Origin of the sequence: Janthinobacterium sp. TND4EL3 (assembly GCF_900156175.1) — a bacterium.
Classification (GTDB): Bacteria; Pseudomonadota; Gammaproteobacteria; order Burkholderiales; family Burkholderiaceae_D; genus Janthinobacterium.
The window spans coordinates 36,482-51,510 of the sequence record NZ_FTMV01000011.1; the positions used below are offsets into that span (position 1 = coordinate 36,482).

Genomic DNA, 15,029 nt, shown 5'->3' on the forward strand with positions numbered 1-15,029 from the left:
GGCACAACGCGCCTTCTCGCGCTAAAATGTCCCTACCTGTCGCAAAACTGACCATATTGATGGATTGCACCTCGCCCGCCTTTCAGGAATTGCTGCCCGTCACGGCACGCGCCATGGCGCTGGCCGTCGACTATGCGCATGGCCACGTGATTTCCGTGCACCGCCACACGCATGCGCAATTGCTGTACGCCATCGAGGGCGTCATGACCATCGAGGCGCAGGGCGGGCGCTGGGTGGTGCCGCCCACGCGCGGCGTGTGGCTGCAGCCCGGCATCGCGCACCAGGTGCGCATGAGCGGCGCCGTCAAGATGCGCACGGTGTTCGTCAACTGCGCCAATTCTCCATTGCTGCCTGGCCACAGCTGCGTGCTCGACATCAGCCCCCTGCTGCGGCAGTTGATCGTGGCGGCCGTCGACATCGCGCCCGATTTCGCGGAAGGCAGCCGCGACTGGCATCTGCTGCAATTGCTGTTGCACGAACTGAGCAGCCTGCCCGTGCTGCCCCTGTACCTGCCGTTACCCGTGGATGCGCGCCTGCGCGGCATCTGTGCGCGCCTGATGGAACAGCCGGGCGAACAGCTGACGGTGGCGCACTGGGCGCGGGAACTGGCGATTACCGAGCGCAGCCTGCACCGCTTGTTCCAGAAGCAGACGGGCATGCGCTTCGGCCAGTGGCGCCAGCAGGCGCGCCTGCTGCGGGCGCTGGAGCAGCTGGCGCGCGGCGGCAAGGTCATCGACGTGGCCATGGACAATGGCTACACGAGCCAGAGCGCGTTTAGCGCCATGTTCAAAAAACATTTCGGCACGACGCCGACGGCGTTTTACCAGGCAAAAGTCATCGCCGCGTAAAAAAAATGCTGCTATGCATCAATAATCATGGGCGAGAGTCGCCGCTCTTGTTATCATCGCAAGCCTTATCGCACCGCGCCCATCCTGGCAGCGGTGTTGACCTTTTCTCTCACCACCATGACACAGAATTTCTTCCAGACATTTATCCTGCTCCTGCTCGTTACCGACCCGTTCGGCAACGTTTCCCTGTTCGTCAACGCGCTGAAACGGGTACCGATCGAGCGGCGCTGGAAAGTCGTGGTGCGTGAATGCCTGATCGCCTTCGGCATCTTGCTGCTGTTTATGTTCTTCGGCCGCCATTTCCTGAATGCCCTGCAATTGTCGGAAGTGGCGCTGCGCATCGGCGGCGGCGTGATCCTGTTCCTGATTGCCATGCGCATGGTGTTTCCACAACCCAACGCCGGCAATAGCGACCATGAAATGGGCGGCGAGCCGTTCATCGTGCCGCTGGCCATCCCCGCACTGGCCGGCCCGTCGGCGCTGGCCACCGTGCTGCTGTTTTCCTCGCATGAAGTCGATGAAGTGATCGCCCATGTGGCGGGCTTGACGGCCGTGGCCGTCGTCTGGCTGGCCGTCTTCCTGTGCGCCGAACGCCTGCAGCGGGCGCTCGGTCCAAGGGTCATGACGGCGTTCGAACGCCTGATGGGCCTGATCCTGACGGCGATGGCCATTGAAATGCTGCTGGCCGGCATACGCGCGTTCCTGAAGTCCGTTTAATATTGTCATTCATCTACTGAAGGAGTCCAGCATGAGCCGTTGCGCCCACATTTGCCTGATGGCCGACTACAATCAGTGGATGAATGCCAAGGTCTACGCGGCGGCGGCCAGGCTGCCGCCCGGCGAGCTGCAGCGCGAGCGGGGCGCCTTTTTCGGCTCCCTGCTCGCCACCCTGAACCACGTGATGGTGGGCGACACCTTGTGGCTGCAGCGCTACGCGCAACACCCGGCCGGTTTCCCCCTGCTCGACCCCATCCGCGCCATCACGCCGCCCGCGTCGCTGACGCAGCCGCTGTTCGCGGCCGACGATTTTGCCGCCATGCAGGCGCACCGGCAATGGCTGGACCAGCTCATCATCGACTGGGCCGCCTCCATCCGCGAAGAAGACCTCGACCATCTGCTCGACTACCGCAACAGCAAGGGACCGAACCGGCGCGAGTTCTTCAGCCTGCTCATGCATTTCTTCAACCACCAGACGCACCACCGGGGCCAGGCCAGCACCTTGCTGTCGCAGGCGGGCGTGGACATCGGCGACACGGATCTACTGTTTCGCATCCCCAACCATATCGAGGACTGAGGGCAGGCGGTACAGCCACGCTTTCACGGCAATCGCCACCAGCGCCAGCGCCCCCAGCAGCGCGCCGCAAGCCAGCGCCCCCGGCATGCCATAGGACTCGATGGCCATGCCGCCCGCCAGCGCGCCCAGCGTCACGCCCAGGTTGATGGCGGCGATATACACGCCGATGGCAAACGCGGGCGCCTCGCGCGCTTCGCTGCTGAGCCACACTTGCGTGACGATCAGCCCGCTCGTATGCGCCGCGCCCCAGAACAGCAGCAAGACGGCCAGCGCGGCCCAGCCGATGCCGTCGCCCGCATATTCATACAGCAGCCAGTACGCCAGCCCCAGCAAGATCGGCTGCAGCAGCACCGTGCGCAGCACGTGCGTGCCCAGCTGCCGGCCCGCGAACAGATTGCCGGCCACGCCACCGATACCAAACACCACCAGCGCCAGCCCCGTCTGGCGCGCCGACAAGCCCGCTACCTGCTGCAGATAGGCGGCCGCATACGCATACACGGCAAACATGGCGGCAAACACCAGCACGGCGGCGGCGATGGTGAACCACAAGGCCGGTTTGCGCAGCACGGCCAATTGACGGCCATACGCCAGCGGCGCCTCGCGCGGCGTGTCGGGCAGGAACAGGTACAAGCCCAGCGCCGCCAGCGCATTGACGAGGGCGCAGGCAAGGAACGACGCCTCGTAGCCAACTTGCGCGGCGATCCACGTGGTCATCGGGATGCCCAGCACCATGCCCATGCTGGTGCCCGTGAACGCATGCGCGCCCGCCCGCGCCGCCTGCTGGGGCGGATACAGGGCGGCGGCCGCCACCATGGCCAGCGAGAAATACACGGGGTGGAACAGGGCCGGCACGATGCGCAGCGCCAGCAGCAGCCCGAAGCGCGGCGCATACGCCGAGGCCACGCTGGCCAGCGCGAACACGAGCAGGGAGACGATCAGCACGGGTTTGCGGCGCCAGCGCGTGGCCAGCAGCACGAGCAAGGGGCCGCCCACGGCGATCACGAGGGCGAACAGGCTCACCAGCGAGCCCGCCTGCGCGGCCGTCACGCCATGGCGCTGCATGATCATCGGCAAGATGCCGACCACGCCAAACTCGATGCAATACACGCCGAACAGGCCCAGCGCGAGAAAGACGATGGGGTGAGGGCGCGTCATGGCATGTCCTTGGCGCCATACACTGCCTGGCACAGTTGCGTCACGAACGGCCCCGCCATGCCCTCCAATGCCGTATTCGTGAACGCCACCACGGAGAGCTCTTGTGCAGGATCAACAAACCACGAGTGGCCATACGTGCCGCCCATGCGCCAGCTGCCCGCGGCTTCCGGCGTGGCAGCCGCAAGCGGGTCCGTCAAGACCGTGAACCCCAGGCCGAAGCCGCGTCCCGGCCAGAACGGCAGCTCGAAGCCGCCCGTCTGGTTTGCTCCCATCTGGCGCGCCAGCGCCGGCGGCAGCAGCGGCGCGCCGCCCAGGCGCAGGGTTTCCAGCAGGCGCATGAAGTCGGGTGCGGAGCCGACCATGCCGGCGCCGCCGGACGGATACGCGTGCGCGTCGCGCGCCCTTGCTGGCGACAAGGTAAAGCCGGCCATGCCGTCGAGAAACGGCAAATGGTCTTCCCCCTCGTCCAGCAAACGGCGCGGCCGGGCTTCTCCCGCCACGCGGTCCGCATACGCGACAGCCAGGCGCGCCGCGTCGGTGCTGATAAAACCCGTATCGCGCATGGCCAGCGGCGCCGTCACCAGCTGTGCCACGGCGTGCGCCAGCGGCAGATCGGTCACCGCTTCGATCACGGCGCCCAGCACGTCGGTGGCAATCGAATACGCCCAGCGCTCGCCCGGCACAAACGCGAGCGGCACCGTGGCCAGGCGGCGCAGGTTGTCTTCAAGGCTGACGGACGACGCATCCATGCCATCGGAGACGCCCGCCCGCGCATACGCGCCGCCCGGCGGCTGGAAAAAGCCGTAATCGAGGCCCGCCGTGTGCGTGAGCAGGTGGCGCACGGTGATCGCGGCCACCGTGCCGTCCGGCTGGCGCGGCGTGAAATACGGCAGCCAGCGCGCCACCGGGTCGTCCAGCCCCAGGCGCTTCTGCCCCACCAGCGCCAGCGCGGCCGTGGAGACGATGGGCTTGCTGACTGACGCCAGGCGGAAGACGGCGTCTTCCACCATGGGCGTGCCTGCCTCGCGGTCCAGGTGGCCGGCGGCGCGGCGATACACGTCCTGGCCGCCGTGGCGCACCAGCACCACGGCGCCCGCCAGGCGCTGCTGCTGCAGCACGGCATCGAGCAAGGGGTCGATGCGGGCGGCCAAGGCCGCGGGAGAGAAGTTGTACATCATGGCGTAGCCTTTCAAATGATCAGGCTGCCAAGGTAAGCCAGGCGCGACCAAAGAAAAACAGGCTATAGTTTCTGTCTGTGCGGACGTTGGCATCCGCAATCAAAAGGAAAACCATGGATAACCTGGCGGGATTCACGGCCTTCGTGCAGGCGGCGGAGCTGCGCAGTTTTGTCGCGGCGGGCCGGGTGCTGGGCATTTCCGCCTCGGCCGTGGGCAAGAGCATCGCGCGGCTGGAAGAACGGCTGGGCGTGCGCCTGTTTCACCGCAGCACGCGCAGCATCGCGCTGACCAGCGAAGGCACCGTGTTTCTCGAACGCTGCCGGCGCATCCTGGGCGAGATCGAAGCGGCCGAACTGGAGTTATCGAACAGCAAGAGCGCGCCCCAGGGCCGCTTGCGCGTCAGCCTGCCGCAGGTCGGCAGCCTGCTCAATCCCGTGCTGGCCGCGTTCGCGCGCGCGTATCCGCAGGTGGAACTGGACCTCGATTTCAGCGACCGCCGCGTCGACGTGATCGAGGAGGGCTACGACGCCGTCGTGCGCGCGGGCGAAAGCGCCGACAGCCGCCTGATGAGCCGCCAGCTGGGCCAGTTCCAGCTGCGGCTGGTGGCCGCGCCCGCCTACCTGGCGCAGCATGGCACGCCCGGGCTGCCGGCCGACCTGGCCCGCCACACTTGTTTGCTGTACAAGTTCCCCAGCAGCGGCAAGGTCGAGGCCTGGCCCCTGCCCGAGTGGCCGGCCCTGCACGCGGCCGGCTTGCCGGTTGCACTCAACTGCAACAATGTCGACACCCTGCTGCACTTTGCCGAAAGCGGCCTGGGCATCGCCGCCCTGCCCGACTTTGCCGCGCGCGCGGCGCTGGACGCGGGCCGCCTGCAGCCCGTGCTCGACGCGCATCGCCGGCACGACGGCGCCTTGCGCATCCTGTGGCCCAGCAGCCGCCACCTGACGCCAAAACTGCGCGCCTTCATCGACTTTCTCGCTGCCCACGTGTTTCCGCAGCGCTGATGTTTGCTGCGCTTGCGCTCGTTGTTTCCATGCGACAACTTATTTCATTTGCCACCAGTTCTTGCGCTTTTAGCGGACTTGATACAAGTTTTTGTATTGCAGTGCGGAATTTTGAGGAACAATTACAGGCTGGCCACGCCTACGTATAAACCCGTAGCCACGGCCTGTCCTACGTTTCCTCACCACACCGCAATACGAAAGCAATCATGTCACTCACACAATACAAAATCGGCACCCGGCTCGGGATCGGGTTTGCTGTCGTTCTCGGCCTGCTGGTGGCCGTCTTGCTCGTCGGCCTGTACTCGATGGGCCAACTGAGCGCGCGCACGCACGACATCGTGGCCGACAAGAACGTCAAGATGGCGGCCGCCAATACCATGAGCGACAACGTGCGCAACATTACCCTGGCGATCACCAGCGTGGTGGTGGCGCCGACGGAAGCGCTGGTGCAGGCGGAACTGGCGAAAATCGGTGAAGCGCGCAAGAAATACGGCGCCGCCAAGGAAACCTTGCAAAAGAAGATCTCGACGGACAAGGAAACGGCACTGATGGCCGAACTGGATGCCGCCCTGAAATCGGGCGCGCCGCTGAACAACAAGGTCATCGAGCTGCGCAACGCGGGCCAGACGGAAGAAGCCATCGCCTTCCTGACACAGCAGGCGGCGCCGAGCCTGAAGATCGTGCTGGGCGCGCTCGACAGCCTGGTCGCCTATGAAGCGCAGCAGGCGGCGCAGGCGGCGACGGATGCCGAGACGCTGAGCGCGAACGCGCGCGCCTACATGATCATCTTGGGCAGCGTGGCCGTGCTGCTGGGCGCCTTCGTGGCCTGGATCATCACGCGCTCGATCACCCACCCCATCAATGCGGCCGTCAGCGTGGCCGAAACCGTGGCCTCGGGCGATTTGTCCTCGCACATCGTCGTCAATTCCAGCGATGAAACGGGACGCCTGCTGGGCGCACTGAAAGCCATGAACACCAGCCTGCTGGGCGTGGTGGCGCAAGTGCGCCATGGCACGGACGCGATTTCCACGGCATCGAGCGAAATTGCCGCCGGCAACCTCGACCTGTCGTCCCGCACGGAAGAGCAAGCCAGCTCGCTGGAAGAGACGGCCTCGGCCATGGAAGAGCTGACCTCGACCGTGAAACAGAACGCGGACAATGCGCGCCAGGCGAACCAGCTGGCCAAAAGCGCGTCGGAAGTGGCCGTGCGCGGCGGCAGCATCGTCTCGCAAGTGGTCGACACCATGGGCACCATCAACGAATCGTCGAAAAAAATCGTCGATATCATCGGCGTCATCGACGGCATTGCCTTCCAGACCAACATTTTGGCCCTGAATGCGGCCGTGGAAGCGGCGCGCGCGGGCGAACAGGGACGCGGCTTCGCCGTCGTCGCCACCGAGGTACGCAACCTCGCACACCGTTCGGCCTCGGCCGCCAAGGAAATCAAGGAACTGATCGCCGCCTCCGTCGCCAACGTGGACACGGGCTCGCGCCTCGTCAATGAAGCGGGCCAGACCATGGGCGATATCGTCGACAGCATCGTGCGCGTGACCGACATCATGGGAGAGATCACCTCCGCCACGCACGAGCAGACCATCGGCATCGAACAGATCAACATGGCCATTGCCCAGATGGATGAAGTGACGCAGCAAAACGCGGCCCTCGTGGAAGAAGCGGCGGCCGCCTCGCAAAGCATGCAGGAACAGGCGGGCGAGCTGGCGCACGTGGTGGGATTCTTTAAAACCGGCAACCATGTCGCCAGCGCCGCCAAGCCGAGCCCGGTGCGCGCAGCACCGGCAGCGCCCGCCATCGCACGCCCCGCGGCCAGGCCCGCCCCTGTGCGCAAGGCCGTGGCCGCCGCGCCGGCGCGCCGTGGCAATGCGGCTGCCGAGAGCGAATGGGAAGAGTTTTAATACATCAGTTTTAATACCAGAGTTTTAACACCCGGCAATATCGGAACGAGGAAAGCCAGGCAGGAAGTTGCTGCCTGGCTTTTTTTCGTCCGTCATCGCCACTTTTTTTGCGGCAAAGCCCGCGCAATAGGCGAAAGTGCAAAACATGCGCCGCGCATACGCTTTACAATCCTCGCTCGCTTTACAAAATAATTGGTCATCATGAATCAGGCAGAACAGCAGCGCCTCCTGGCTATCCTGGAGTATTGGCACAAGATCGAATTCTTTATCCCGTTTGACCTGAATCAAATCACGGACGTTGAAGACCCGTCCACCGTGCTGCTACTGCAGCGTGCACAGCTGGCGCAATTGCCGCTGCAGTTCGCCACGCAATGGCAAGTGCCGTCCGACCGCGAGATCGACGGCTTTTCGCTGTTCCTCGGCGTCTTCGACAAGGCGGAAATCAACCAGGCCTGTCCGCCGGCCAACGGCCCGGAAAACCTGGCCGAAACAGAAAAAACAGAACTGCTGGGACGCTCGTGCTTTGCCCGCATCAATCTCAATGCGCTGGGCGAGCCGCAGTTCGACCCTGTCTCCGTGTCGACCTTGCCGTGGGCGCTGGGCCGCGCCCGCACGCCGGACTGGTCCGGCCTGAGCCTGGATGCCTTCAGCGACAGCCAGCTGGCGCTGCAGGACAGCCTGCGCAACTTCGCGGCCAGCCGCGTACCGCAGCAAGTAGCGGACGAGGCAGGCAATGTCTCGTCGCCCCTGTCCGGCATGGAAATCGCGGCCCTGGCCGACCTGCTCATCGACTGGGCCGGTTTCCGCCCGTCGGCTGGCCAGCCGCTGGCCGTGCTGGAAGTGCGCACGCGCAAGAAACGCGCCGCCAGCAATGGGGCCGATACGCTGGAGGCCAGCCAGAACCGCAGCCTGGACTTCGGCGACGCGGTGGAGCCGTCGATCGATATCCTCAACAGTTTTTACCTGGACGACCTGGAGCAGATCATCCGCGCCTTGCGCGGCGGCAAACTACCGGCCACCGTCGCCGCCTACCTGACGCCGCTGGCGCAGGACGAGCGCATCGACCTGTACAGCCCGGCCGGACGCCAGGCGCTGGCCGCCATGCTCAATCCGGCGAACATGAACCGCGGCCACTGGCTGGAAGACGCCAGCTACGCCATGAGCCTGATGCAGCAGTTCGCCATCCACGGCGCGCGCACGGGCTTGAGCGAGCGGGGCATCTTTTCCGTCAACGGCCCGCCCGGCACGGGCAAGACGACCTTGTTGCGCGAATTGTTCGCCGACAACATCGTGCGCCGCGCGGCCGTGCTGTCCTGCCTGGACCGCGCCGCCGACGCCTTCATCGGCAAGGTGGCCGTGGCCTTCGAAGGCGTGCGCGACCCGATCACCATCGCCCGCTTGCGCCCTGAACTGACGGGCTTTGAAATGGTCGTCGCCTCGTCGAACAATGCGGCAGTGGAAAACATTTCCGGCGACCTCCCGAAACCTAAACAGCTGGGCAAGGAATGGGCGCGCACGCGTTACTTTGAAAGCGTGGCGCGCCGCGTGGTGGCCGACGGCAATGGCGCCAACCGCGCCTTGACCGAAACGGAAGCGCCGTGGGGCTTGATGTCCTGCGCGCTGGGCAACAGCGCCAACCGCCGCCGCTTCGTCAGCAATTTCTATGACGACGACTGGGATAAAACGACGGCGCGCAAGACGCCGAACGCGCAGAACATCCGCCAGTGGCTGGCCAGCTACCAGGGCGTCAGCTTCGCCCAGGCGGCGCGCGAATTTCGCGAGACGGAACATGTGGTGGAAAAAGCCCTGGCCGAGCACGCCCAGTACGCGGCCCTGTGGCAAGCCGTGGGCACGTGCACGGAAGCCGATTTCATCGCGGCGAGCCAGCAGGCGTTGATTACTGCCGAGCAAGAGATGGATGCGGCCAACGGCGCCCTGTCCGGCGCACTGGCGCAGCAAGACACCTTGCTTGCCAGCAAGAAGGAATTGCTGGAAGAAGAGCGCCTGGTGGCGCTGACGCAGCCGGGCTTCTTTGCCCGCCTGTTCCGCACGGCCCCGGCGCGCGCCTACAAGGAGGCCGTCATCGCCAATGCCGAGGCGCAGCGCCAGGCGGCGCGCGACGTCTCCGCCATCAAGCTGCTGCTCAAGGGCGAACTGGAGCCGCGCTGCGAACGGGCACGCCATGGTCTGCACATCGCCCTGCGCACGGCGCAATCGCGCCAGCGCGAATGGGATGACAGCACGGAATTGCTGCGCCGCGCCCGCATGCGCTTTCCCACCATCATCGCGCCAGCCACCCTGGACGAGCTGGACGGCGACGCGCTGCAAATCGGCGGCCTGTGGCATGAACCGGCGCTGGCGCGCCTGCGCTCGCGCCTGTTCGCCAAGGCCCTGGCCCTGCACGAAGCGTGGCTGGCGGAAGTGGCAAAGAAGGGCGGCCCCGGCTTTGGCGGCAACTTGCTGGCCGTGTCGAAGTTGCTGAAAAACAAGCGCGCGTATGACCAGTCGCATATCGCCATGGTGTGGCACAGCCTGTTCATGGTCGTGCCCGTCGTCTCGACCACGTTTGCCTCGTTCGCGCGCCAGTTCCAGGGCATGGGCCCCGAATCGCTGGGCTGGCTGTTCATCGATGAAGCGGGCCAGGCCGTTCCCCAAGCGGCGCTGGGCAGCCTGTGGCGTGCCAAACGCGCCGTCGTCGTGGGCGACCCGCTGCAGATCGAACCCGTGTTCACGGTGCCGGGCCGCCTCGTGCAGACCCTGTCCGCCCTGTCGCCGCATACGCGCGATGGCAGTTACGCGCCGACTTCCGTGTCCGTGCAGACGCTGGCCGACAAGACCAACCGCCATGGCGCGCTGGTGGGCGCCGATAGCGCCCAGCCCCTGTGGATAGGCAGCCCGCTGCGCGTGCACCGCCGCTGCGTGGAACCGATGTTTTCGCTGGCCAACAGCATCGCCTACGAAGACAAGATGGTCTACGGGCTGGCCGAGCGCACGCCGCCGGCCGGCGCGCGCGGCCTGACGCGTGGCCCCAGCCGCTGGATCGACGCCGTCGGCCCCGTCAGCTACAAGCAGGTGGTGCCCGTGCAGCTCGATTTCGTGCTGGAAGTGTTGCTGAAACTCTACCGCCGCGACGGCAAGCTGCCGGACATGTATGTGATCACGCCGTTCAAGGCCGTGCGCAACGAATTGCGTTCGCGCATCGTCGACATGGACTGGGACCGCCGCCTCGGCTATGGCAAGGCACCGACGGCGCGCGAACTGCGCCAGTGGAGCAGCCAGATGGTGGGCACCGTGCACACCTTCCAGGGCAAGGAGCAAAGCGTGGTGATGCTGGTCCTCGGTGCCGACGACAGCACGTCCGGCGCCGCGCAGTGGGCGGCGGCCACGCCGAATTTGCTCAACGTGGCCCTCACGCGCGCGCAGCATTATGTGTACATCGTCGGCAACCCGCTGCTGTGGGGCCAGTTGCCGCATTTTGCGCCCGCCTGCGCGCAATTGCCGCATACGGGCATGCATGAGTTCCTGGTGGAGATGGGATAAGGAGCATGTGGCCATGTAGGTCGGATTAGCGGGGCAACGCCGCGCGTAATCCGACATCTGCGCTGCCGCCAACACTACGTCGGATTACAGCCCTTGGCCTAATCCGACCTACGCTGCTGGAGCGGGAACATCAGGGTAAACGTCGTGGCGGCAGCGTCGGATGTGACCGTCGCGCTGCCGCCGTGCAATTGCATGATGGCCGTGACGATGGCCAGCCCTAATCCTGTGGAGGCGGCCGAATCGCTGCGGGCCGGGTCGGCGCGATAAAACCGCTCGAACAGGTGGGGCAAGTGGCGCGCGGGGATGGCGGGGCCGAGGTTGCTCACGCTCAGTTCCACGCCCTCGTTCGTCGCGTGCGAACGCAACAGAATCGTGCTGCCGGGCGCCGCGTGGCGGATGGCGTTCGACAGCAAATTGCCCAGCGCGCGGCGCAGCAGTTGCGGCTCGGCCGTCACCGTGCCGCTGCCGTGGCAGGCCAGCGCCAGCTCGCGCTCTTCGGCCAGGCCTTCGAAGAAATCGGCCAGGCGCAAGAATTCGTCCTGCACGGGCAAGGCTTGCTTGATCAGGATCATCTCATCCTGCTGCGCGCGCGCCAGGAACAGCATGCTGTCGATCATGCGCGACAGCCGCTCCAGCTCTTCCACATTCGACGACACCAGCTGTTCATACTCGTGCGCGCTGCGCGGACGGGCCAGCATGACCTGGCTTTGCCCCAGCAGATTGGTGACGGGCGTGCGGAATTCATGCGCGAGGTCGGCGGAAAACTGCGACAGCCGCGCGTATCCCTCCTGCAGCCGTGCCAGCATGGCGTTCAGGGCCTGGATCAGGGGCAGCAATTCCGTCGGCGCATCGCGCGCTTCCAGCTGCTGACCGAGCTTGCCGGGCCGCACGAGGGCCGCATGGGCGGCAATATTGCGCAGCGGCCGCAATCCCCGCAGCAGCATCACGCTGGCCAGCAGTGCCGCCACCAGCGCGCTGACGGCGACGGACACGACGATCTGCCAGCGGTAGGCGGCAAACATGGCCGTGCGGTCGCCGTAGACCCGAGCCACGAAAATATCGGCCATCTGCGCCGGCTCGCCGATGCGCGCGCTGGCCGCCACCACCCTGGCCGGATAGCCATCGCGGCTGCTCCAGCTGACGATATCGCTGGCCGTCACGGGCGCGTCGACGGCCACGGGAACAGCATGCACGACGTTCTCGCCGTTCGGATTGACATCGATCAAACGCGTGCCATCGGCGCGCACGATGCGCACCAGGGAATTTTCCTGTCCGCTCATGGTGTCACGGAAATACTGGGGCCGCTCGCGGATGATATCGAGCGTGCCCGCATTGCCGAGCAATTGCTGGATCTGCCGCAGTTTTCCCAGCAATAAGATGTCGTCGCGGCGCTCGATTTCCGCCACAAAGGAACGGTACAGATGCATGCCCAGGCCGGCCGAGACGAGCGCCACGATCAATACGAACACGAGCGTGACGCGCAGGGTCAGCGAGCGCCGCAGTTGTGCCAGCTTCATTGAGCGGCGCCGCTGTCGGGAGCGCTGGGCGCGCGCAATTCGCAGACATAGCCCATGCCCCGCAAGGTGTGGATCAGCTTGGGTTCGAAGGGGTCGTCGAGCTTGCTGCGCAGGCGGCGGATGGCCGCATCGATGACGTTGGTGTCGCTCTCGAAATTGATGTCCCACACTTGCGAGGCGATGATGGAGCGCGACAAGACCTCGCCCTGGCGCCGCGCCAATAAATGCAGCAAGCCGAATTCCTTGGCCGTCAGGGTGATGCGCTGGCCTTGCCGGCTGACCTTGCGTTTCATCACATCGATTTCCATGTCGCCGATGCGGATCACGTCGTCTTCGCGCGGCGGCCCGCGCCGCAGCAGGGTGCGGATGCGCGCCACCAGTTCGGCAAAGGCAAACGGTTTCACCAGATAGTCGTCGGCCCCCAGTTCCAGCCCTTTCACGCGGTCCTGCACTTCGTCACGCGCCGTCAGAAAAATCACGGGCACGTCCGCGCCGCCCTCCTGCAGCCGCAGCGCGCGCAGGACTTGCCAGCCATCCATGATGGGCAGCATCACGTCGAGCACGATCAAATCGGGCGCGTCCGTGCTCGCCATGTGCAAGCCGTCGCGGCCATTGCGGGCCAGGCTCACCGTGAAGCCGGACTCGGCCAGGCCGCGCAGCAGATAGTCGCCCGTCTTCGGTTCGTCTTCAATGACCAGGATGCGCATGGCGGCTTTCTAAGGGAAATATACAAGCATTTTACGCCGCGCGCCCGGCGCTGCGGATGATAAAAATGTCATGCGGCGATCATCTTCTCGTAGGGTAACACTGACCATACTGGCGCCACCTTATCAACGGACAGCCACATGAAAACCCTCATTTTCGGCAGTACCCTGCTGTGCATGCTGGCCAACCCGGCACATGCACAATTGCGCCAGGTCAATGACATCTCGCTGGCGGCGGCCAACAAGCTGGCCGATGCGGCCATCGCCGCGTGCCAGGCGCAGGGCCGGCACATCGTCGTCACCGTGCTCGACCGTGGCGGCAATGTCGTGACCGTGCAGCGGGCCGACGGCGTCGGGCCGCACAACACGGCAGCGAGCGGGCGCAAGGCCTATACGGCCCTGTCGACCAAAAACGATACCCAGGCGCTGGCCGTGGCCGCGCGCGGCAACCCGGACATGGCCAATCTGACCACCGTGCCGGAACTGTTGCTGCTGGGCGGCGGCCTGCCCTTGCGGGCCAAGGGCGAAGTCGTCGGCGCCATCGGCGTGGCCGGCGGCGGCGGCGCCCTGCCAGACCGCGCCTGCGCCCTGGCCGCCCTGGCTGCCGTCCCCGAACTCGATTCCCCCACCCTGTGAAAGCAACAACGATGACCTATTTGAAAAAAACCGCTGCCGCCCTGGCCTTCGCCAGCCTGTCCGGACTGGCCCTGGCCGCCAATCCCCTGAGCGTGCACATCCTCGACCTGCAGAGCGGCCAGCCGACGGCGGGCGTGACGGTGACACTGGAGCAGAAAAAAGGGGATGCTTGGCAACAATTGGGCAGCGCCGTGACGAATGCGCAGGGGCGCATCGCGGCCATGTATCCGGCAGACACCCCCATGCAGGCGGGCGACTACCGCATCGTGTTCAAGACGGGCGAGCACTATGCGCGGCTGAAACAGGAAACATTCTTCCCGGAAATCCCCGTGCAATTTCACGTGGAAAAGACCGAGCAGCACTACCACATACCGCTGCTGCTCAGCCCTTTCGGTTTCTCTACCTACCGGGGCAACTGAGGGGAAAAGCAAGCTTAGCCGAGCGTCTTCGCCGTCTGCCCGAACAGCACGCTTTTCGCGTCGCCGCTGACGGTCGGCTGCACATTGATTTCGGCCGCGCGCGCATAGGCGCGCACGGTGGCGGGACGGGCGGCGATGGCCGCGAACCAGCGCGCCAGGTGCGGGAAATCCTCAAGATTCTGGCGCTGGCGCGCGTGCGGCACGATCCACGGGTAGATTGCCATGTCGGCGATGGAATAGCTGTCGCCGGCCACGAATGGGCGGTCGGCCAGGCGCTTGTTCAGCACGCCGTACAAGCGGTTCGTTTCGTTGACGTAGCGCGTAATGGCGTAGTCGATGGGTTCGGGCGCGTATTGCACGAAATGGTGGTTCTGTCCGGCCATGGGACCGAGGCCGCCCATTTGCCAGAACAGCCATTGCATGACTTCCGCGCGGCCGCGCACATCCATCGGCAGGAATTGCCCGCTTTTCTCGGCCAGGTATTGCAAAATGGCGCCCGACTCGAACAGGGACAGGGGCGCGCCGCCATCTGCCGGCGCCTGGTCGACGATGGCGGGGATGCGGTTGTTCGGTGCGATGGCGAGAAACTCGGGCTGGAACTGCTCACCCTTGCCGATATGCACGGGGATGATGTTGTAGGGGATGCCCGCTTCTTCGAGGAACATCGTCACCTTGTGCCCGTTGGGCGTGGTCCAGTAATACAGGTCGATCATCGTCGTCTTTCAGGTCGTTGGCATGGGGTGGGCGCAACTATTGTCGCGCCGCAACTGGTGTGCATGGATATAATGCCACGTCAGCGGAAAACAAGACGCCGGGCGACG

Annotated in this window: 13 protein-coding genes; 8 read left to right on the forward strand and 5 right to left on the reverse strand. The window is 65.3% G+C overall.

All coding sequences use genetic code 11. The annotated features are described in order from the left end of the window. Positions 1-26 precede the first annotated feature (26 nt). From BXA07_RS17270 to BXA07_RS17280, 3 genes are all read left to right on the forward strand, one after another. A complete protein-coding gene (locus BXA07_RS17270; protein ID WP_076569288.1) occupies positions 27-848 on the forward strand; it encodes a helix-turn-helix domain-containing protein in 822 nt (273 codons plus the stop codon). Positions 849-965: 117 nt separating this feature from the next. Further along, a complete protein-coding gene (locus BXA07_RS17275) occupies positions 966-1,565 on the forward strand; it encodes a MarC family protein (RefSeq protein WP_076569290.1) in 600 nt (199 codons plus the stop codon). 31 nt (positions 1,566-1,596) lie between these two features. Next, entirely contained in the window at positions 1,597-2,142 is a 546-nt protein-coding gene (locus BXA07_RS17280) for a DinB family protein (RefSeq protein WP_076569292.1), read from the forward strand. Here the strand turns inward: BXA07_RS17280 and BXA07_RS17285 are convergent. Further along, positions 2,107-3,297, reverse strand: coding sequence for an MFS transporter (locus BXA07_RS17285; protein ID WP_076569293.1), 1,191 nt, complete (start codon positions 3,295-3,297; stop codon positions 2,107-2,109). The two genes, BXA07_RS17280 and BXA07_RS17285, sit on opposite strands and share 36 nt — an antisense overlap. Then, positions 3,294-4,472, reverse strand: coding sequence for a serine hydrolase domain-containing protein (locus tag BXA07_RS17290; protein ID WP_076569545.1), 1,179 nt, complete (start codon positions 4,470-4,472; stop codon positions 3,294-3,296). Before BXA07_RS17290 ends, BXA07_RS17285 begins: the two co-directional genes overlap by 4 nt. Before the next feature lie 116 nt (positions 4,473-4,588). On the opposite strand from BXA07_RS17290, the gene BXA07_RS17295 reads away from it, so the two are divergent. The 3 genes from BXA07_RS17295 (at position 4,589) to BXA07_RS17305 (ending at position 10,932) form a co-directional block, all read left to right on the forward strand. Then, positions 4,589-5,479: a LysR family transcriptional regulator gene (locus BXA07_RS17295; RefSeq protein ID WP_076569295.1), complete on the forward strand. Its 891-nt coding sequence runs from the start codon at positions 4,589-4,591 to the stop codon at positions 5,477-5,479. A 206-nt stretch (positions 5,480-5,685) separates the two neighbouring features. After that, on the forward strand, positions 5,686-7,392 hold the full coding sequence (locus BXA07_RS17300) for a methyl-accepting chemotaxis protein (protein WP_076569297.1): 1,707 nt from the start codon (positions 5,686-5,688) through the stop codon (positions 7,390-7,392). Positions 7,393-7,593: 201 nt separating this feature from the next. Next, the gene (locus BXA07_RS17305) at positions 7,594-10,932 is read left to right on the forward strand and encodes a DEAD/DEAH box helicase (RefSeq protein WP_244556318.1); all 3,339 of its coding nucleotides are present in this window, start codon (positions 7,594-7,596) and stop codon (positions 10,930-10,932) included. A 98-nt stretch (positions 10,933-11,030) separates the two neighbouring features. Here the strand turns inward: BXA07_RS17305 and BXA07_RS17310 are convergent, their stop codons facing one another. Together BXA07_RS17310 and BXA07_RS17315 are read right to left on the reverse strand one after the other, a co-directional pair. Further along, positions 11,031-12,449, reverse strand: a complete 1,419-nt coding sequence (locus BXA07_RS17310) for a heavy metal sensor histidine kinase (protein ID WP_083708368.1) — start codon at positions 12,447-12,449, stop codon at positions 11,031-11,033. Next, positions 12,446-13,156, reverse strand: a complete 711-nt coding sequence (locus tag BXA07_RS17315; protein WP_076569300.1) for a heavy metal response regulator transcription factor — start codon at positions 13,154-13,156, stop codon at positions 12,446-12,448. The genes BXA07_RS17310 and BXA07_RS17315 overlap by 4 nt, the downstream gene beginning before the upstream one ends. A gap of 138 nt (positions 13,157-13,294) precedes the next feature. Here BXA07_RS17315 and BXA07_RS17320 point away from each other — a divergent pair, with 138 nt between their 5' ends. Next, the gene (locus BXA07_RS17320) at positions 13,295-13,789 is read left to right on the forward strand and encodes a GlcG/HbpS family heme-binding protein (RefSeq protein ID WP_076569301.1); all 495 of its coding nucleotides are present in this window, start codon (positions 13,295-13,297) and stop codon (positions 13,787-13,789) included. A gap of 11 nt (positions 13,790-13,800) precedes the next feature. Continuing rightward, complete coding sequence (uraH, locus tag BXA07_RS17325; protein WP_076569303.1) at positions 13,801-14,208, forward strand: hydroxyisourate hydrolase; 408 nt, start codon at positions 13,801-13,803, stop codon at positions 14,206-14,208. A gap of 14 nt (positions 14,209-14,222) precedes the next feature. On the opposite strand, the gene BXA07_RS17330 is transcribed toward uraH, so the two are convergent. Further along, positions 14,223-14,921 carry a glutathione binding-like protein gene (locus BXA07_RS17330; protein WP_076569304.1) on the reverse strand — a complete coding sequence of 233 codons (699 nt, stop codon included), beginning with the start codon at positions 14,919-14,921 and terminating at the stop codon, positions 14,223-14,225. Between the last annotated feature and the right edge of the window lie 108 nt (positions 14,922-15,029).